Source organism: Streptomyces herbicida (genome assembly GCF_032656585.1).
Lineage (GTDB): Bacteria > Actinomycetota > Actinomycetes > Streptomycetales > Streptomycetaceae > Streptomyces > Streptomyces herbicida.
This window is the reverse complement of the sequence record NZ_JAUYWJ010000011.1, coordinates 189,304-208,093: the sequence shown is the minus strand read 5'-3', so window position 1 is coordinate 208,093 and position 18,790 is coordinate 189,304. Positions and strand designations below refer to the sequence as shown.

The window sequence follows — 18,790 nt, the reverse complement described above, 5'->3', positions numbered from 1 at the left end:
CCGAAGCTGAGGTGGATCCGGGGTGAGGGGGGTGGGGGTCAGGTGAGCACGCCGGCCATGGCGAGCGAGTGCAGGAAGTGCATCAGGGTCATCAGGACGTCGCGGCTGGAGGCCCGGCGCCGTGCGTCGCACTCCACGATGGGGATGTCGGGAGCGAGGTCGAGTGCCGTGCGCAGTTCCTCGATGGGGTAACGGGGTGCGCCCGGGAAGGAGTTGACGGCCACGATGAAGGGCACGCCGCGCTCCTCCAAGCGCCCTATGACCTCGAAGCTGACCTCCAGGCGGCGGGTGTCGACCAGGACGACCGCGCCGAGAGCCCCTTCGAACAGCCCGTTCCACAGAAACCAGAAGCGCTCCTGGCCGGGGGTGCCGAAGAGATAGAGCACCAGTCTCTCGGTGATGCTGATGCGGCCGAAGTCCATGGCGACGGTCGTGGCCGTCTTCGAATCGGAGCCGTAGTTGTCGTCGACGCCGACACCGGCCTGGGTCATGGTCTCCTCGGTGGTCAGCGGTCTGATCTCGCTGACCGAGCCGACCATGGTGGTCTTGCCGACCCCGAAGCCGCCCACGATGACGATCTTCACCGCGGCCTGGGCCGTGTGCGGCAGATGGTCCTGCGTCCGTGGACCGGGGACGGTGTCAGAGCTTTTGAAGTCCATGCATCACCGCTTCGAGGATGGAACGGTCGGGGAGCGCCTGACGGACGATCGGGGCGCGCGCCTGCACCAGTTCGGCCGTGATCAGCTCGGTGATCAGCACCGTCATCGCGCTGAACGGCAGGTTGAGATAGGCCGAGAGTTCGGCCACCGACAGGGGGGAGGAACAGAGCCGGAGCAGCGCCGCCTGCTCCGGTGCGACGGACGGCGGTGGATCGGCGCGCGCCACAATCAGCGTGACGAGGTCGAGCTCGGCGCGCCCGCCGTCGGCGCCGCCGGCGATGACATACAGCCGTTCGGGATTCTTCTTCTCCCCCTCCTGATCCCCGGTGGCGGGGAGCGCCATGGGCGGCGGTGGGGGCGGTTCCTGCCTGGGGGGTCGCCGCTTGCGTTGCGGAGGAGTCATACGGTCTGCCCGTTCCGCCGGGGCGGACTGGTGAGATGGGCGCCGATACGGACGACGAGGTCGCGCATCCGGCCGCTCATCCGGCCGGGCTCGCAGACCACGTCGGCGAGCACGGCGAGATAGGCGTTGGCACCGGCCGACATGAGGTAGAAGTAGCCGCCGTCGATCTCGATGACGACCAGGTTCATGTCCCCGCTGCTGCCAGGGAGTTCCTGGGCGACGGCACCCGCGAGGCTCTGCACGCCCGCGCAGGCCGCGGCGAGGCGGTCGGCGGCGTCGGGGTCACCGCCGTAGCGGGCGATGCGCAGTCCGTCGGACGACAGCACCACGATCATCTCGATACCCGGTACGCCGTCGGCGAGGTCCTTGAGCATCCAATCGAAGTTCGCTCGCTGCTGGATCACTTGAGGTCCCCCTCGTCGTCGGCCTCGCTGGGGGCCGGCTTCTCGATCAGGTGCATGTATGCGGTGGGATTGCGCGTGAAGTCGGTCGGATGCACGCCCGGGTTGCCCTCCTTGAGGCCCTCCCAGAAGGCCTCGACCCACATGCCGGGCTCGCGGTTGCGCAGCTTCTCGCGCTCGGGGTCGACCTCGGGCTCCGGTTCGGGTTCGGGCTTGGGCTGCGACCAGATGGTCGGCCTTCCCTCGCGTTCGGCCTGCTCGATGGCGGCCTGTTCGGCGTATCGCTGGGCCAGCGGGGTCTTCACCTTGCTCCGGCGCTGTGGCAGCCCCCCCGCCGTCCACTCGGTGACCACGGGGACGTCGTCCTCCATGGAGATCCCGGCGGGGATGCGCGGACTGGTGGGGCGGCGCTTCTTGGGCGGGCGCTTGGGGCCTTCCAGGGCGCCCAGTTCGGCCTTGGGCACGGCGGTGGCGCCGATGCCGTGAGCGAGCCCGGGGGCGGGATCGGTGGTCATCATGTTGCTGGGCACGATCAGGACGGCGCGGACGCCTCCGTACGCCGAGGAGCGCAGCGAGACCTGCATGTTGTAGGCCGAGCAGAGCCGGCCCACGACGGCGAGGCCGAGGCGGGGGCTCTCGCCGAGGTCGTCGAGGTCGACCCCGGCCATGGCGCGCTCCAGCATGTTCTCGACTCGGGCGCGAGCCTCCTCGCTGAGGCTGACGCCGCCGTCCTCGATCTCGATGGCCACCCCGGTCTGGACCTCGGTGGCGGTGACATGCACCTTGGTCTGCGGCGGCGAATAGCGGGTGGCGTTGTCGAGGAGTTCGGCGGCGGCATGGATGACCGGCTCGACGCAGGTGCCCTTGATATTGACCTTGGCGATGGAGGCCAGGTCGATGCGCCGGTACTCCAGGATCCGGGACATGGCGCCGCGCAGCACGCTGTACAGGGCCACGGGGTTGGGCCACTGGCGGCCGGGGCGGCCGCCGCCGAGGACGGAAATGGAGTCGGCGAGGCGGCCGATCAGCGCGGTGCCGTGGTCGAGGCGCAGCAGGTCGTCGAAGACCTCGGGGTTGCGGCCGTGGTCCTCCTCCATCTCCCGGAGTTCGTTGGCCTGCTGGTGGACGATGGCCTGGACGCGCTGGGCGATGTTGACGAAGGAGCGCTGTGCGGCGTCGCGCATGGCCATCTCGTCGTCCACGGCCTTGAGCACGGTGCGCAGCACGCGGCGCCGCGAGTCGGGGATGTTCCGCAGTTCGGGGTCGGCGTCGAGGACCGCGAGAATCGCCTCTCGGGGAGACTCTCCGGCGCGCAGCCGGTAGAGCGCCGTGGGCACGATCTCCTGGCTGAACCGGACCCACTCCTCGTCGTGGGCGGCGATGCGCCGCTCCAGATACGCGGTGTGACGGGCGTGCTCGGCCCGCAGGCTCTTCAGGTGCCGTCCGCGTCGTACCGCTTCTGCCGCCGTCGCGGTCACCAGCGCCGTGGCGACGGCTCCGCACCAGCCGACGGCGGCCCGGGCCGGCCCCGCCACGAGGGCGACGGCGGCCCCGGTCGCCGCGGCCATCACTATGGCCGGCAGCAACAGCACGCGCTTAAGGGGAAGTTCACGGCCACCGGGAGGCGATTGCACACTCACCATGTATGCCCTCTGAGACGAATCGGCTGGGTGTCGGGGGAGCTTGCAGGGGGAAGAGTCCTGGGGTACTTGGGATCTTCGTCACCTTTGGGAACAAGCGCACGAATTCACCTCAACTCGGTGCGCCGCGGGCGAGCTTAGTCCGACCGGATCATCGTCGTGTCATATTCAGCAAGCACCTGAAATGGCCTGTGCGACAGGAGTACGCTCAGCTCTTTTGTACGCTCGGATTACACTCGCACACGGTGCGTGATGGCGTACGGGCGTACGACGACGACTCACCGTGACGAGTGAGCGGGCCCCAGCGGGGGGATCAGACGCCGCCGATGCGCAGGGCCGCGTCGGCGGTGGCACGGGCGAACTCCGAGACCGGCGCCGCATCCGAGCGGTGTACGAGGATGACGCCCTCGATCAACCCGAAGACCGGGTCCCTGCGCAGCTCCAGCCCGCCGAGGTTGTGCGGCCCGCCGCACAGCGGCTCCGCGTCCGTCCGGTACAGCTCCCACAGCCGGTCCTCGGCGGAGCTGCCGTCATCCGCGAGCAGCCGGCGGGCGCGGGTCAGCGAGGGGGACGGTGGACTTCAGCAGCTCGGCGAGCAGTTCCACGTCGTGGCGGCGTATCCCCGGCTGGTGAACAACTCCGTGGTGGGCGCCCGTCCGACTGACAGAGCGGTACCGGGAAGGGGCGCGGAGCTGAATCAATGTGCGGCCCCGCCGCGTGGGCGCGACAAGCCACATCGCACCCGCCCCGCGCCCGCCAACGAACCATCACCCCACCGACGAATAGGCGACAACACCCCGCAGCAACTGATCAACCGCCTTGCGCGCAACCTTGGCCACAGTCGAGCCCTCCGCAGGAGACGCCGCCGAGATCTGCCCCAGCACATCGATCACCTGCTTGCACCACCGCACGAAGTCGCCCGCCGGCATCTCCGCCTCCCGCAGCACCTCGTCCAGTCCCTTCCCGGAGGCCCACATATAGGCCGCCCAGGCGAAGCCGAGGTCGGGCTCGCGCTGGCCGACGCCCTCGGTCTGGGTGATCCGGAACTCCTCCTCCAGCGCGTCGAGCCGGCCCCAGATGCGGACCATCTCGCCCAGCGCGGCCTTCGCCTTGCCCGAGGGCAGCTTCGGCGCCATGGCGTCGTCGCCGACCCGCGCCTCGTACACCAACGCGGAGACGCACGCGGCGAGTTCGGCGGGCCCCAGGCCCTCCCAGACGCCCTCGCGCAGGCACTCGCTCGCCAGCAGGTCCAGCTCGCCGTACAGCCGGGCGAGCCGCTTGCCGTGCTCGGTGACCTCGTCGCTGCGCAGATAGTCGAGCTCGGTCAGCAGCGCGACGATCCGGTCAAACGTGCGCGCGATCGTGTTCGTACGGCCCTCGATGCGCCGCTCCAGCTGCGAGGTGTCGCGCAGCAGCCGGTGGTAGCGCTCGGCCCAACGGGCGTGGTCCTCACGGTCGTTGCAGCCGTGGCAGGGGTGGGCCCGGAGCGCGGTGCGCAGCCGGGCGATCTCCCGGTCGTCGGCGGCCTGGGAGCGCTTCTTGCGGGCTCGCTCCGCCGGGATGTGCCCGGCCTTGGTGCGCAGCGCGGAGGCGAGGTCCCTGCGGGACTGCGGGGAGCGCGGGTTGAAGGACTTCGGGATCCGCATCCGCTCGAGCGGCTCGACGGGCACCGGGAAGTCCATCGACGCCAGCCGCTTGACCTGCCGCTCGGCGGTCAGGACCAGCGGGCGCGGGCCGTCGTGGTGCTCGAAGCCACGGTGGCCGTTGGACCGCCCCGCGGGCAGGCCGGGGTCCAGCACCAGTGCCAGGCCCGCGTACTTGCCCGTCGGTACGTGGATGACGTCGCCCGGCTTCAGCTTCTCCAGGGCAACGGCCGCCTCTGCCCGGCGCTGGACCGCACCCTGGCGGGCCAGTTCGGTCTCGCGGTCCTTGAGCTCGCGGCGCAGGCGCGCGTACTCCTCGAAGTCGCCGAGGTGGCAGGTCATGGAGGACTTGTAGCCCTCCAGGCCCTCCTCGTTGCGCTGCACCTGCCGGGAGATCCCGACGACCGACTTGTCGGCCTGGAACTGTGCGAAGGAGGTCTCCAGCAGCTCGCGCGAGCGGTGCCGGCCGAACTGCTCGACGAGGTTGACCGCCATGTTGTACGACGGCTTGAAGCTGGAGCGCAGCGGATACGTGCGCGTACCCGCCAGACCCGCCAGGTGCTCGGGGCTCATGCCGCGCTGCCAGAGCACGACCGCGTGGCCCTCGACGTCGATGCCTCGGCGGCCCGCGCGGCCGGTCAGCTGGGTGTACTCACCGGGGGTGATGTCGGCGTGCTGCTCGCCGTTCCACTTGACGAGCTTCTCCAGCACCACCGAACGCGCCGGCATGTTGATACCGAGGGCGAGGGTCTCGGTCGCGAACACGGCCTTGACCAGTCCGCGCACGAACAACTCCTCGACGACCTCCTTGAAGGTCGGGAGCATGCCCGCGTGGTGGGCGGCGATACCGCGCTCCAGGCCCTCCAGCCACTCGTAGTAGCCGAGGACGTGCAGATCCTCGGAGGGGATGGAGGCGGTGCGCTCCTCGACGAGGTCGCGGACCTGTTCCCGCGCCTCCTCGTCGTTGAGTCTGAGGCCCGCGTAGAGGCACTGCTGGACGGCGGCCTCGCAGGCCGCACGGCTGAAGATGAAGGTGATCGCGGGCAGCAGGCCCTCGGCGTCGAGCCGCTCGATGACCTCGGGCCGGCCCGGCGTCCATACGCGCGAGCGCTGTCTGCGCTCCCTCTCGCGGTCGGCCTCGCGCATCGCGCGGCCGCGTCTGCGGTCCTGGTAGGACGGCCGGCTGGCCTCCATGCGGGCCAGGCGGGCGAGGTCGGGGTTGACGGCCTTCTTATGGCCCTCCCCCTCCTCGAACAGGTCGTACATCCGGCGTCCGGCGAGCACGTGCTGGAACAGCGGCACCGGCCGGTGCTCGGAGACGATCACCTCGGTGTCACCACGGACCGTGTCGAGCCAGTCGCCGAACTCCTCGGCGTTGGACACGGTCGCCGACAGGGACACCAAGGTCACCGACTCGGGCAGGTGGATGATCACCTCTTCCCACACCGCGCCCCGGAAGCGGTCGGAGAGGTAGTGCACCTCGTCCATGACCACATAGCCGAGGCCGAGGAGGGTCTGGGAACCGGCGTAGAGCATGTTCCGCAGCACCTCGGTGGTCATCACGACCACGGCGGCGTCGGGGTTGACGCTGTTGTCGCCGGTGAGGAGGCCGACCATGCCCGTGCCGTAGCGGCGGCACAGGTCGGCGTACTTCTGGTTCGACAGCGCCTTGATCGGTGTCGTGTAGAAGCACTTCTTGCCCTGCATCAGGGCGAGGTGGACGGCGAACTCGCCCACGATCGTCTTGCCGGAGCCGGTGGGGGCGGCCACCAGCACGCCCTTCCCCGCTTCGAGCGCCTGGCAGGCCTCGATCTGGAAGGGGTCGAGGCCGAAGTCGTACATCTCGCGGAAGGATGCGAGCGCGGTGGCCTGCTCGGCAGCCCGCCTGCGGGCCGCCGCATACCGCTCGGCCGGGGAGAGGTCCTCTGTCATCGTGCTTTCGAGCGTACCGGGCCGCGCTGACAACAGGACGATCATTATCCGGAACGAGGGACGAACGGCAACAGGAGGTGCCTCCGTCCCCGGGGACGGAGGCACCTCCTGACGGTGTGGCGGCCTGGGGTCAGGTCACGTCGTCGTAGCCGTTGACCCGGTCCGGGCCCGCCTGCTCGGGCAGTGCCCGGGTGGCGGCGACGGTCTCGACCTCGCCGATGTCCTCGGGGGTGAGGTCCAGGTCGGAGGCCTCGTCGTCGTGGGGGCCCTCGGCCTCGCGGCGGCGCTTGCGCTTGTCGTTCATCAGCGAGAAGGCGACCGCGCCGAAGTACAGCACCCAGATCGGTCCGGCGAGCGCCAGCATCGAGATGGGGTCGGTGCTGGGCGTGGCCACGGCCGCGAAGACCGTGATGCCCAGGATCATCGCGCGCCACCAGCCGAGCATGCGCGTGCCGCTCAGCACCCCGGTGAGGTTGAGCATCACCAGCAGCAGCGGCAGCTCGAAGGAGAGCCCGAAGACGACCACCATGCGTGTGACCAGCTGGAGCAGGTCATCCAGTGGCAGCAGGTTGTCCACGCCGTTCGGCGTGAAGTCGATCAGCACCTTCGCCGTGGTGGGCAGCACCTTGTACGCGAAGAATCCGCCGCCCAGGAACAGCGGGACGCCCGTGAAGACGAAGGCATAGGCGTACTTCTTCTCGTGCCGGTGCAGGCCTGGCGCGACGAACGCCCACAGCTCGTAGAGCCAGATCGGCGAGGCGAACACGACACCGGCCATCAGGGAGACCTGCAGGGCCAGTGTGAAGGGCGCGAGAAGACCGTTGATGGTGATCCGCGCGCACTGGTGCGTGTCGGCGGACGACTTCGCCAGCTGTTCGAACGTTTCCTTGCAGCCGACCGAATCCAGGATCGGCTTCGTCAGGAAATTGATGATGTCGTTGTAGAAGAAGGCGGCCACGATCGTCACGATGACGATGGCCAGCATCGCCTTCGCGAGCCGGTTGCGGAGCTCGCGAAGGTGATCCGCAAGGGGCATCCGCCCCTCGGGATCCTTCTCCTGCTTGCGGGCAGACTTGGGCAACCCACGTCCTCATCTCATGCGGCGGGCCGGGGGCTTCCGGCCCTGCGTCAGCGCTGGGTGGTGTCCGTCGGCTCGTTGACCGGCCGCGAGCTGGTCACGTCGCCGGGGGCCGCCTGGATGGTGCGCTGCGCCGCGGGCTGTTCGTTGGTGGTGGGCGCCTGGGCGGAGGCGTTGCCCTCTTCCTTCATCGCCTTGGCCTCGCTCTTGAGGATGCGCGCGGACTTGCCGAGCGAGCGGGCCATGTCCGGAAGCTTCTTCGCGCCGAACAGCAGGATGATGACGACGAGGATGAGAATGATCTCGGGAGCTCCGAGCCTTCCGAACATAAGTCTTTACCTTCTCACCGAGGCGGCTGGGTGGGGTGCTGTCCGATCAGTCGGACATGTGTCCGAGTGATCGTGCTGACAGCGATCGTAACGCTCAGGGGTAAACGTCAGGCAATCCCCGTGCGTACTCCCGGTCAGCGGTACGGGCCTCGTTCTCCGCGCCGCGACCAGCAGCGTACCTGCCGAGGCGGGCAGCATGACAGGGCGAAGTGACGCAAAACGCTTGCGGCGCGGGACTCACAGTGCGTCCACAGTGGCCGTCACAGTGAGTCGACCGTACGGGCCGCGCTCACGGCCGCCCGCTCCAGATCCTCGGCCGCCCTGTTGATACGGCGCGCCGAGTCCGCGACCTGCGCTCCCAGACGCCGCGCCTCCAGGAAGACCCGGACGGCGAGCACGCCGAGGACGGCAAGACCCACAAAACCCACGGCTATCGCGAACATCGGCCAGAACATGAGGCCGAGCCTAGCCCCAGTCACACAGTGGAATGCAGCCGCAACGTCTTGACCCCGCCCCCGGTCAGCAGTTCGACGATGCGTTCTCCGGCGGGCTTGCGGACGGAGACCCCACAGTCCGGGCAGGTGAAGGAGTAGAAGGTCGTACGGCTGGTGGCGCCGATGGCGAGGCGCAGGGCGCTCGCGGTGAGTTCGAACCGGCCCCGGCAGTCCGGGCAGCCCGCCTTGAACACGACGGGGACCACTCTCTTCATCCCCGCGAAAGCGGCCGCGACCGTCATTTCCCTGGCACCGGACACCGGAGACTCGCTCAAAGCTCTCGCTCCTCTTTCTCTGGTCGTTCGCCTCTGGGACGCCACAGCCGGCGTCGGCCGCGGCGTCCCGGCCGCCGCGTCGCAGCCGGTCAGCCGGCTTCCTGCGCCGCCTCGAGCCCGTCGTACGCGGCCAGCGCCTCGCGGGCCGCCTGCCGGGCGCTGTCGGCGAGCTCGGGCGGCGAGACGATCCGGCCGTCACGGCCCAGGCGCAGCGCCAGTCGTCTGAGCGACGTCGGGTCGGGGGTGCGCAGAGTAATACGCAGCCCTCCGTCGGGAAGCTCATCGGCGCTGTCATGGGGGTAGTACTCGGCGACCCAGCGTCCGCCCGGGGCGACCTCGACGACGACCTCCGGGTCCTCGGCGGCCGGCTGGACCAGGGCCTCGGACAGATCGCGCAGCTCGATCTCAGGCGGCGCGGACGGCTCGTCGAGGATCCTGATCTCGGCGACCCGGTCGAGCCGGAAGGTGCGGCGCGCCTCGGAGCGGCGGCACCAGGCCTCCACATAGGTGTGCCCGACGCTGACCAGGCGGATGGGGTCGATCTCGCGCTCGGTGACCTCGTCTCGGGCGGGCGAGTAGTAGCGGATCCACAGCCGGCGGCGCTCGGAGATAGCCCGGTCGACGTCGGCGAAGACCCCGCCCTCGGACTCGAAGGTCACCGACAGGCGCGCACTGGCGCCCGCCGCCTCGCCGGCCGCGGTCTCGACCTTGGCCGTCGCCCGCAGCAGGGCCTGCCGGTCGCCCTCGCGCAGACCCGGCAGGGTCGCCACCGCCCGCGCGGCCACCAGCAGCGCGGTCGCCTCGTCGGCGGCCAGCCTGAGCGGCTCGGCGGCCTCGGCTCCGAGCGCGGCGGGGTTGTGCCACCAGATGCGCTCGCCGTCGGTGTCGATGTCCAGCAGGTCGCCGCCGCGGAAGCTGGTGCCGCACATGGGCAGCACGTCGAGGTCGGAGACCAGCTCGTCCTCGGTGATGCCGAAGGCGCGCGCGACGTCCGCGACCCGGGCGCCGGGGCGCTCCCGCAGATAGGTGACCAGGGAGAGCATCCGCCGGGTCTGGTCGATGGCGTTCACGGCCCTGACCGGTTTGCCTGCCACTGTCTTGCTCCGCTCCCCCTCAGCCCTTGGCCACGGCACGCAGCCGGTCCACCACGTCCGCGCGCAGCTCGGCCGGCTCCAGCACCACCACGTCCGGCCCGAACTCCACCAGCCAGGCGTCCAGGCCGTGCCCGTACGGAATCTCCAACTCGTCCCACCCGTCGCCGAGTTCCCGCACCGCCGTGGCTTTCGCCCGAAGGGGGTACCCCGAACCCGAGCGCAGCCGGATCAGCGCCGAGCGGTCGGCCGTCTCGCCGGCCCAGCTCGCGACGGTCTCGCGCACGGTGACGACGTCCGGCACCGGCGCCGTGAAGCCGGTGCCCCGGGAGCGGACCCTGCCGGTGATCCGGGACAGCCGGAAGACGCGCTCGGCGCTCCGGTCGCGGTCCCAGCCCGCCAGGTACCAGTGGCCGCGCCAGCACTCCAGGGCCCACGGCTCCACATGCCGGGTCTCGGGGTGGGCGGCGTTCGCCTTGCGGTAGTCGAAGACCACCGGGCGGCGGTCGCGGCAGGCCAGCATCAGCGGCTCGAAGGCGGCCTCGTGCACCGGGATGCGCGGCTCCAGGGCGCCATGGGCCTCGTACGGGTCCACGTCCTCGGGCAGTCCGGCCGCGCGCAGCTTCTGCAGGGCGCCGCTGGCCGCTCCCGCGAGGCGGGCCTGCTGCCACACCTTGGCGGCCAGCCCCAGCGCGGCGGCCTCCTCCGCGTCCAGGGTGATGGGCGGGAGGCGGTTGCTGTCCCGGCGGGCCAGATAGCCGACCTCGCCGTCCAGGTTCTCGACGGTCTCGATGACCAGGCCGAGCTCTCGCAGGTCGTCCTTGTCCCGCTCGAACATGCGGTTGAAGGAGTCGTCGCTTCCCGCTTCGAGATAGGCCTCGATGGACTCGCGCAGCTCACGCTTGCTGAGCGGCCGCCGCGTCCCCAGCAGACACAGCGCCAGGTTCATCAGCCGCTCGGCCTTGGCAATGGCCATCGACGCCCTTCGCCTCCCTATGGTGCTTACGATCGATGACCGTACCGCTCCTGAGTGGCGCGGCAAAAGCCGAGGGCCCATGCCTGTACGGGCATGGGCCCCGGATGACCGGCTCCGATCGGACGACGATCAGACCCCGAGCAGGTCCACGACGAAGATCAGAGTCTCACCGGGCTTGATCGCCGGCGTCGGGCTCTGGTTGCCGTAGGCGAGGTGGGCCGGGATGGTCAGCTGGCGACGGCCGCCGACCTTCATGCCCTGCACGCCCTGGTCCCAGCCCTTGATGACGCGCCCCCCGCCGAGCGGGAAGCGGAACGGGGTACCCCGGTTCCAGCTGGCGTCGAACTCCTCGCCGGTGCTGAAGGCGACACCCACGTAGTGGACGGTGACGGTCTGACCCGCCTGTGCCACCGCGCCGTCGCCCTCCCAGATGTCCTTGATCTCAAGGTCCGCCGGGGGCTCGCCGCCCGGGAAGTCGATCTCGGGCTTGTCGATGCTCACGTCTCTCGCTCCTGCTTGTGTACGACACGGAACGCGGACAGTCTTTCATCTCCGCCCGGGTCCTGCCTGCGACGGCAGGCCCCACCCGCCGCCGCTACATCGCCGCGAGGATGTCCACGGAGAAGACCAGGGTGGCCCCCTTCTTGACGACACCGCCGCTCGGCGGGTTGTCGCCGTACGCCAGCTCCGGCGGCACGACGATCATCACCCGGCTGCCGACCTTCTTGCCGGTCACGCCCTGTGCCAGCCCGTCGACGACCTGCTTCATCTGCTCCACCGAGAACTGGCTCAGCCGTCCCGAGCCGTACGTCTGCTGGAACGCCTTGCCGCCGTCCCAGACCACGCCCTTGAACTGGCACAGGACCGTCTGGTCCGCCTGGACCTCGGCGCCGTCGCCCTCCAGGACGTAGTTCGACACCAGCTTCTTCGGCGGGTCGGTCTTCGGGATGTCGATCGAGGGAGCCTTGCCGTCGGTGTTGGTGCCCACCTTCGGCAGGGCCGCGTCATTCTGCGGGACCGGCTTGCCGTGGGACGAGCTCTTCGAGTTGAAGGAGTCCAGCACGTCGACGACGAAGACCAGCGTGTCCGTGCCCTTGATGCCCGCCTGCGCATTGCCGGACGTGCCGTAGCCCCACTTCGGCGGCACCGCCATTTCGACCCGGCTGCCGACCTTCTTGCCGGTCAGTGCGTACCGCCAGCCGTCGATCACGCTGCCCTGCGCGACCTGGATGACGATCGGCCGGTTGCGGTCGTAGGAGTTGTCGAAGACCTTCGCCGTGGACCAGATCTGGCCGAGGTAGTTCGCCTGGATGAAGTCGTTCTCCGCGATCGTCTTCCCGGAGCCCGCGATCACCGTCTTCACCGCGATGTTCTCCGACGGCTCCCCCGGCCCCTTGGCGACCGTCGGCTTCTCGTTGAACTTCGTGCCCGCCGTAATGGCCGGCAGCGGGCCCTCCACGATCTTCGGCGGTGGCACGGAGGCCGAGGGCGACGGCGACGCACTCGCCTTGCTGGAGTCGGACTTTTCGTCACCGCATCCGGCGAGCGTGACCAGTCCTGCGGGCAGGGCGGCAAGGAGAAGTGAGCGTCGGCGCACGGTCAGGACCTCGTAATCGGTCGATCTTGTTGATGGCGTGCGCGCTACCTTACTGACGTTTGGGTGTCGATACGGGTTCCGGCCCGCCCTCGTTCGGCCGGGGGTCGGGGGGTTTCCCCCGGGACAGCACTGTCGCCATGACACGGGCGCCGTACGGAAACGTACGGCGCCCGTGTGGCGTTCCGGGACTCTTGTGCGGAAACGCTCCGCTCACCCCGTGCCGATCACATTCCGGCGATCAGTTTCTCCACCCGGTCGTCCACCGAACGGAACGGGTCCTTGCACAACACCGTGCGCTGTGCCTGGTCGTTCAGCTTCAGGTGCACCCAGTCGACCGTGAAGTCCCGGCGCTGTTCCTGCGCGCGCCGGATGAAATCGCCGCGCAGCCGGGCCCGAGTGGTCTGCGGAGGAACCGACTTGCCCTCGAAGATCTTCAAGTCGTTGCAGATCCGGGTGGCTTGACCGCGCTTCTCCAGCAGGTAGTACAGGCCACGACGACGGTGGATGTCGTGGTAGGCGAGGTCTATCTGCGCGACCCGCGGATGCGACATCGTCATATTGTGCTTGGCCCGGTACCGCTCGATGAGCTTGTACTTCATCACCCAGTCGATCTCGGTGCCGATCCGGTCCAGATCCTCCGACTCGATGGCGTCCAGCGTGCGGCCCCACAGCTCCAGGACCTGCTCGACCGTGCCGGTGCGGATCCCGCGGCGCTCGCAGAAGTCCACGGCCTTCTCGTAGTACTCCCGCTGCACCTCGAGCGCCGAGGCCTCCCGGCCGCTGGCCAGGCGCACCTTGCGCCGGCCCGTGATGTCGTGGCTGACCTCGCGGATCGCCCGGATCGGGTTCTCCAGGGTCAGGTCCCGCATCACCGTGCCCGCCTCGATCATGCGCAGCACCAGATCCGTCGCGCCGACCTTCAGCAGCATCGTCGTCTCGGACATGTTCGAGTCGCCCACGATGACATGCAGCCGTCGGTAGCGCTCCGCGTCCGCGTGCGGCTCGTCCCGTGTGTTGATGATGGGCCGGGAACGGGTCGTCGCCGAGGAGACGCCCTCCCAGATGTGCTCCGCCCGCTGGCTCACGCAGTACACCGCACCGCGCGGCGTCTGCAGCACCTTGCCCGCGCCGCACAGCAGCTGCCGGGTCACCAGGAACGGAATGAGGATGTCGGCGAGCCGGGAGAACTCCCCGTGCCGCGCCACCAGATAGTTCTCGTGACAACCGTAGGAGTTGCCCGCCGAGTCCGTGTTGTTCTTGAAAAGGTAGACGTCGCCCGCGATTCCCTCCTCGTGCAGGCGTCGTTCCGCGTCCACCAGAAGTCCTTCGAGAATGCGTTCTCCGGCCTTGTCGTGGGTGACCAGTTCGATCACATTGTCACATTCGGGTGTCGCGTATTCCGGATGTGACCCCACGTCGAGATAGAGCCGGGCGCCGTTCCGCAGAAAGACATTGCTGCTACGACCCCATGACACGACACGGCGGAAGAGGTACCGCGCCACCTCGTCAGGCGACAGGCGGCGCTGTCCCCTGAACGTGCACGTGACGCCGTACTCGTTCTCCAGCCCGAAAATGCGGCGGTCCATGACTGAACATTACGCCCGATCCCCTGAGCTGAAACGGGGTTCGGCAGCACGATTTGGATCATTTTCCGATGAAGCCGCAACCACCGCACCCCCGGCGGGAGCTGCGAGGACCCGCCCGGTGGCCAGGAGAACCAGCAATGACACGGCCCCCGCCGCACCCGGCACCGCGAAGCCCCACAGCGCACCACCCGCCTGGACCACCGGGCCCGCGACGCCCGTTCCCACCGACGCGCCCACCGTGAACGTCGTGACAAGCCAGGAGAACGCCTCGGTGACCGTACCGCGCGGCGCGTGCCGGTCGACGATCACGAACGCGCAGGCGATGGCCGGTGCCAGGAAGATTCCGGCGACCACGGTGAGCAACACCATCGCCACCGCGCCCGGCATCAGCATCAGCGGCAGGTAACACACCGCCAGAAGCCCCACCAGGACCCGCAGTCGCCGCTCGGGCGCGCCGGCCCACTGCCGCGCCCCGTACACGGTCCCGCCCAGCAGCGCGCCCAGCCCCAGGGCCGCCATCAGCCAGCCGAACACCGCGTCGCCCCCGTGGTCGTCCGCGTACGGCACGGAGGCCACCGTGATGGAGCCCATCGCGATGCCCACGAACAGGAACGAGCCCAGCAGCGCCAGCAGTCCGGGTGACCTGAGCGCGCCCAGCCAGTGTGCCTCGCGCGGTGCCGAACGCCAGGCGCGCGAGGGCGGCGAGACGACCACGGAGAGCGCCCCCAGCACGCCGACGGCGCTCAGGACGAGCAGCGCGGATCGCTCCGACCACAGCGACACGCACAGCGTCACGAGCAACGGTCCGACGGTGTACATCACTTCCTGGGCCACCGCGTCCATGGCGTACGCCGTGTGCACCTGCTCCTCCCGGCGCAGCACCGAGGGCCACAGGGCACGCAGCCCGCCTTCCAGCGGCGGAGTGAACAGGCCCGCGGCCGCGACCGTGGCGTACGCCACCGGCAGCGGGTCGGTGCCGGCGAAGGCGAAGCCGGTCATCGCGAGGGCCGACAGGACCGCCGCGGGCAGCTGCACCCGCGGCTGCCCGTACAGGTCCACCAGGCGCCCCAGCACCGGCTGTCCCACGGCGTTGGCCACTCCGTACACGGCCGCCAGGGCCCCGGCGAGGCTGTAGGTGCCGCCCTGCGCGCGGACGAACAGCACCAGCGCGATCGCCGCCGTGGCGTTCGGCAGCCGGCCCACCAGCGTGCCCACCAGCAGCCGGGCCGCGTGTCTCGCCCTGAGGATCTCCAGGTATCCCGCGGCCATGCCCCACCCTCACGTTTTACGTATAACTTCCACCGTCATACGTACCATGTGCGCTGTTCGGGCGTCCAGACGACGAACGACACGGGACCCTACGAAGGAGCACATCCACGGTGGCACGCAGCAGCACGCGCCCCACAAGCCGTGACGTGGCACAGGCCGCCGGGGTCTCCCAGGCCGCCGTCTCGCTCGTGCTCGGCGACAAATGGCGCGGCCGGGTCTCGGAAGCCACGGCAGAACGGGTCCGCGAGGCCGCACGCGAGCTCGGCTACCGGCCCAACCTCGCCGCCCGCAACCTGCGACTGGGCCGCACCCGCACCGTCCTCCTCGTCGTCCCGGCCCTCACCACCGAGTTCTTCGCCGGCGTCTACACCGGCGCGGCCAGGGTCGCCGCCCAGCACGGCTTCGGCGTCGTCCTCTACCCCTCCCCCGAGGGCATCGGCCCCGCCCGCGACCCCTTCGCCTCCGCACAGGCCGCCCTCGACGGCGTCATCGCCTCCTCCATGGCCGCCGACGCCCTCACCGCCATCCGCGGCGACCAGCTCCCCCTCGTCATGCTCGACAGCGACCCGGACGGAAGCCTCGGCGCCGCCACCGTCAACCTCGACATCACCGACGGTGTCCGCCAGGTCGCCGACCACCTCCTGGGCCTCGGCCACCGCCGCTTCCTCCACCTCGCCGCCGACATCGCCTCCTGGACCTTCGAAGTACGCGCGCGTGAACTGGCGGCACGCGTCGGCACCGTCCCCGGCACGGACGTCCGCACCATCCACGCCCCCATCTCGATCGAGGGCGCCCTCGCGGCCACGGAGGCCGCCCTGGCGCTGCCCGGGCCCCGGCCCACCGCCCTGGTGTGCGACGACGACAAGCTGGCGGCCGGGGCCTACAAGGCGCTGCGCCGCCGGGGCCTGCACGTCCCCGACGACATCTCCGTCACCGGCCTCGACGACCTCGCCCTCGCCACCGCCATCGACCCCGAGCTCACCACCGTGCGCCTCGACGCGGAGCTCTTCGGCGAACGCGGCATGCAGGCCCTCCTGGCCGTCCTGGAGGGCCGCGAGCCCGAGGGCGGCGACATCCCGGTGGAACTGGTCGTACGGGGCTCCACGGCACCGCCACGGGACGCCTGACGGCCGCCGCTCACTCGTCGGTCCTGCCGCCCGGACGACCGCGCCCCGGCCGATGACAACCGGCCGGGGCACGCGGGGCGAGGTGAGACGGCGTACTACTCCTCCTCGGAGCTCTCCGCCTCCGTGGCCGCACCGTCCGCCTCCAGCAGGCGCGACAGCTGACGGCCGACGATGCGCTTGAACTTGCGCTGCTGCGGACGCGTCCGGTCCAGCACCGCGACCTCCAGGCGCTCGGCGGGGATCTCCCGCTCACTGCCGTTCGTGTCACGGGACAGAGCCTGCACGGCCAGCTTCAGCGCCTCGGCCAGACTCATGCCGTCCTGGTGACGCTGGTCCAGGAAGCTGCTGATCTGCTCGGTGTTGCCGCCCACCGCGACCGAGCCGTGCTCGTCCACGATCGACCCGTCGTGCGGCAGCCGGTAGATCTGGTCACCCTCCGGCGTCTCGCCGACCTCGGCCACGACCAGCTCCACCTCGTACGGCTTCTCGGCCGCGCTGGAGAAGATCGTGCCCAGCGTCTGGGCGTAGACGTTCGCGAGACCGCGGGCGGTCACGTCGTCCCGGTCGTAGGTGTAACCCCGCAGATCGGCGTAGCGGACGCCACCGATGCGCAGGTTCTCGTACTCGTTGTACTTGCCGGCGGCCGCGAAGCCGATCCGGTCGTAGATCTCGCTGAACTTGTGCAGCGCGCGGGACGGGTTCTCACCGACGAAGACAATGCCGTCGGCGTACTGCAGCACGACCAGGCTGCGGCCACGGGCGATGCCCTTGCGGGCGTACTCCGCCCGGTCGGCCATGGCCTGCTGGGGTGAGACATAGAACGGCGTCGACACCGGTTATCCATCCCTTTCTGTCGAAGTCACTGGACCACCTTGATAAGACCGGGCGCCGGGCTAGAGCAGAGCGGCCCGCGGGCCGTCCGGCTCCTCCAGACGCCGTGCCAGCACCGCACGGGCGATCTCGGAGGACTCGTCCTCGGTCAGCCGGCGGAAGCCGTCCTCGGTGATCACGGTGACGATCGGGTAGATCCGGCGGGCGACATCGGGACCACCGGTCGCCGAGTCGTCGTCTGCCGCGTCGTACAGGGCCTGCACCACGAGCGTGGTGGCCTGGTCCTCGGTCAGGTCCTCACGGAACAGCTTCTTCATCGCACCGCGCGCGAAGATCGAGCCCGAGCCGGTGGCGGCGAAGTTGTGCTCCTCGGAGCGGCCGCCCGTCACGTCGTAGGAGAAGATCCGTCCCTTGGCCCGGTCCACGTCGAATCCGGCGAACAGCGGCACCACGGCCAGGCCCTGCATCGCCATGCCGAGGTTGGACCGGATCATCGTCGAGAGCCGGTTCGCCTTGCCCTCCAGCGACAGCTGCGCGCCTTCGACCTTCTCGAAGTGCTCCAGCTCCAGCTGGAAGAGTTTGACCATCTCGACGGCCAGACCGGCGGTGCCGGCGATGCCGACGGCCGAGTACTCGTCGGCCGGGAACACCTTCTCGATGTCCCGCTGCGCGATGACGTTGCCCATGGTGGCCCTGCGGTCACCGGCGAGCACGACGCCCCCGGGGAACGTCACGGCCACGATGGTCGTGCCGTGCGGCGCCTCGATCACGCCCTGGGTGGGCGGCAGCTGCCGCTTGCCGGGCAGCAGCTCGGGCTGGTGCTCGGAGAGAAAGTCCATGAACGAAGAGGACCCTGGCGTCAGGAAGGCAGCTGGTAGACGCCCGGTGCCACGAGTATTGGCTTCCACGAGTTTCCTTCCAGATAGGCGGCGGCCCGGCGTACCGCGTCGGGGTCGTCCCTCAACAGGCCGAGGCCGGAATCGCAGTTGAAGCACATTACGCGAGGGACCCTACCCGTGTTGCGGCGGTGATCCACATGCCTTGGAGAGGCGGACGGACGGATACGGCGGGTGCCGCCCCCGGAGGCGGACAGTTCGTCACGCCCGGCTTCGGGGAGGCCGTACGAAGACTGCGCGCGGCTCGGCCTCACCGCACCGCGCGCAGCGCTTCAGTTCCGACTCGTCCGCGACCCTGAAACCCCACCGACATTCGATTCGAAGGAAAAGGCGGCTTACTGGCCACCCTTTTGAACGAAGGACCGCACAAAGTCCTCTGCGTTCTCCTCGAGCACGTCATCGATCTCGTCCAGGACGGAGTCCACGTCGTCGTTCAGCTTCTCGTGGCGCTCCTTCAGGTCGCCGGAGGCCTGCGCGTCCTGCGCCTGCTCCTCGACCTCCTCCGTGGAGCGCGTCGCCTTCTGCTGGCCGCCGCCGGTGTCCTTGGTCGCCATAACCCTCAC

General features: G+C 69.7%; 20 protein-coding genes. 1 reads left to right on the top strand and 19 read right to left on the bottom strand.

Annotated elements, in window-relative coordinates:
• Positions 1 to 38: 38 nt before the first annotated feature.
• From Q8A52_RS23885 to Q8A52_RS23810, 15 genes are all read right to left on the bottom strand, one after another.
• A complete protein-coding gene (locus Q8A52_RS23885; protein WP_316754979.1) occupies positions 39 to 659 on the bottom strand; it encodes a GTP-binding protein in 621 nt (206 codons plus the stop codon).
• Positions 640 to 1,062 (bottom strand): DUF742 domain-containing protein, encoded by a 423-nt coding sequence (locus Q8A52_RS23880; RefSeq protein WP_316754977.1) that lies wholly within the window; start codon positions 1,060 to 1,062, stop codon positions 640 to 642. The genes Q8A52_RS23885 and Q8A52_RS23880 overlap by 20 nt, the downstream gene beginning before the upstream one ends.
• Positions 1,059 to 1,466 (bottom strand): roadblock/LC7 domain-containing protein, encoded by a 408-nt coding sequence (locus tag Q8A52_RS23875; RefSeq protein ID WP_316754975.1) that lies wholly within the window; start codon positions 1,464 to 1,466, stop codon positions 1,059 to 1,061. Before Q8A52_RS23875 ends, Q8A52_RS23880 begins: the two co-directional genes overlap by 4 nt.
• Positions 1,463 to 3,106, bottom strand: a complete 1,644-nt coding sequence (locus tag Q8A52_RS23870; RefSeq protein ID WP_316754973.1) for a sensor histidine kinase — start codon at positions 3,104 to 3,106, stop codon at positions 1,463 to 1,465. The genes Q8A52_RS23875 and Q8A52_RS23870 overlap by 4 nt, the downstream gene beginning before the upstream one ends.
• Positions 3,107 to 3,870: 764 nt before the next feature.
• Positions 3,871 to 6,723, bottom strand: a complete 2,853-nt coding sequence (locus tag Q8A52_RS23860; RefSeq protein ID WP_316754971.1) for a DEAD/DEAH box helicase — start codon at positions 6,721 to 6,723, stop codon at positions 3,871 to 3,873.
• A gap of 85 nt (positions 6,724 to 6,808) precedes the next feature.
• Positions 6,809 to 7,759: a twin-arginine translocase subunit TatC gene (gene tatC / locus Q8A52_RS23855; protein WP_316754969.1), complete on the bottom strand. Its 951-nt coding sequence runs from the start codon at positions 7,757 to 7,759 to the stop codon at positions 6,809 to 6,811.
• Positions 7,760 to 7,806: 47 nt separating this feature from the next.
• Positions 7,807 to 8,085 carry a Sec-independent protein translocase subunit TatA gene (gene tatA, locus Q8A52_RS23850; protein WP_316754967.1) on the bottom strand — a complete coding sequence of 93 codons (279 nt, stop codon included), beginning with the start codon at positions 8,083 to 8,085 and terminating at the stop codon, positions 7,807 to 7,809.
• Between the two features lie 260 nt (positions 8,086 to 8,345).
• Complete coding sequence (locus Q8A52_RS23845) at positions 8,346 to 8,540, bottom strand: hypothetical protein (protein ID WP_316754966.1); 195 nt, start codon at positions 8,538 to 8,540, stop codon at positions 8,346 to 8,348.
• Between the two features lie 20 nt (positions 8,541 to 8,560).
• On the bottom strand, positions 8,561 to 8,854 hold the full coding sequence (locus Q8A52_RS23840) for a hypothetical protein (RefSeq protein WP_316754965.1): 294 nt from the start codon (positions 8,852 to 8,854) through the stop codon (positions 8,561 to 8,563).
• A gap of 89 nt (positions 8,855 to 8,943) precedes the next feature.
• Positions 8,944 to 9,948, bottom strand: a complete 1,005-nt coding sequence (locus tag Q8A52_RS23835; RefSeq protein ID WP_316754964.1) for a helix-turn-helix transcriptional regulator — start codon at positions 9,946 to 9,948, stop codon at positions 8,944 to 8,946.
• Positions 9,949 to 9,967: 19 nt separating this feature from the next.
• Entirely contained in the window at positions 9,968 to 10,921 is a 954-nt protein-coding gene (locus tag Q8A52_RS23830; RefSeq protein WP_316754963.1) for a helix-turn-helix transcriptional regulator, read from the bottom strand.
• A 129-nt stretch (positions 10,922 to 11,050) separates the two neighbouring features.
• Positions 11,051 to 11,422 carry an FKBP-type peptidyl-prolyl cis-trans isomerase gene (locus tag Q8A52_RS23825; protein ID WP_030053355.1) on the bottom strand — a complete coding sequence of 124 codons (372 nt, stop codon included), beginning with the start codon at positions 11,420 to 11,422 and terminating at the stop codon, positions 11,051 to 11,053.
• 94 nt (positions 11,423 to 11,516) lie between these two features.
• Positions 11,517 to 12,518, bottom strand: coding sequence for an FKBP-type peptidyl-prolyl cis-trans isomerase (locus Q8A52_RS23820; protein ID WP_316754956.1), 1,002 nt, complete (start codon positions 12,516 to 12,518; stop codon positions 11,517 to 11,519).
• A gap of 224 nt (positions 12,519 to 12,742) precedes the next feature.
• Positions 12,743 to 14,104, bottom strand: a complete 1,362-nt coding sequence (gene pafA / locus Q8A52_RS23815; RefSeq protein WP_316754954.1) for a Pup--protein ligase — start codon at positions 14,102 to 14,104, stop codon at positions 12,743 to 12,745.
• Between the two features lie 9 nt (positions 14,105 to 14,113).
• Entirely contained in the window at positions 14,114 to 15,373 is a 1,260-nt protein-coding gene (locus Q8A52_RS23810) for an MFS transporter (protein ID WP_316754952.1), read from the bottom strand.
• Between the two features lie 110 nt (positions 15,374 to 15,483).
• Between Q8A52_RS23810 and Q8A52_RS23805 the strand changes: the two genes are divergently transcribed.
• Positions 15,484 to 16,500, top strand: coding sequence for a LacI family DNA-binding transcriptional regulator (locus Q8A52_RS23805; protein ID WP_316754950.1), 1,017 nt, complete (start codon positions 15,484 to 15,486; stop codon positions 16,498 to 16,500).
• A 95-nt stretch (positions 16,501 to 16,595) separates the two neighbouring features.
• Here the strand turns inward: Q8A52_RS23805 and prcA are convergent, their stop codons facing one another.
• The 4 genes from prcA to Q8A52_RS23785 form a co-directional block, all read right to left on the bottom strand.
• Positions 16,596 to 17,333, bottom strand: a complete 738-nt coding sequence (gene prcA / locus Q8A52_RS23800; RefSeq protein WP_316754949.1) for a proteasome subunit alpha — start codon at positions 17,331 to 17,333, stop codon at positions 16,596 to 16,598.
• Between the two features lie 60 nt (positions 17,334 to 17,393).
• A complete protein-coding gene (prcB, locus tag Q8A52_RS23795; RefSeq protein ID WP_316754947.1) occupies positions 17,394 to 18,239 on the bottom strand; it encodes a proteasome subunit beta in 846 nt (281 codons plus the stop codon).
• Positions 18,191 to 18,328 carry a hypothetical protein gene (locus Q8A52_RS49090; protein ID WP_408649239.1) on the bottom strand — a complete coding sequence of 46 codons (138 nt, stop codon included), beginning with the start codon at positions 18,326 to 18,328 and terminating at the stop codon, positions 18,191 to 18,193. Before Q8A52_RS49090 ends, prcB begins: the two co-directional genes overlap by 49 nt.
• A 234-nt stretch (positions 18,329 to 18,562) precedes the next feature.
• Entirely contained in the window at positions 18,563 to 18,781 is a 219-nt protein-coding gene (locus Q8A52_RS23785) for a ubiquitin-like protein Pup (protein ID WP_316754943.1), read from the bottom strand.
• Between the last annotated feature and the right edge of the window lie 9 nt (positions 18,782 to 18,790).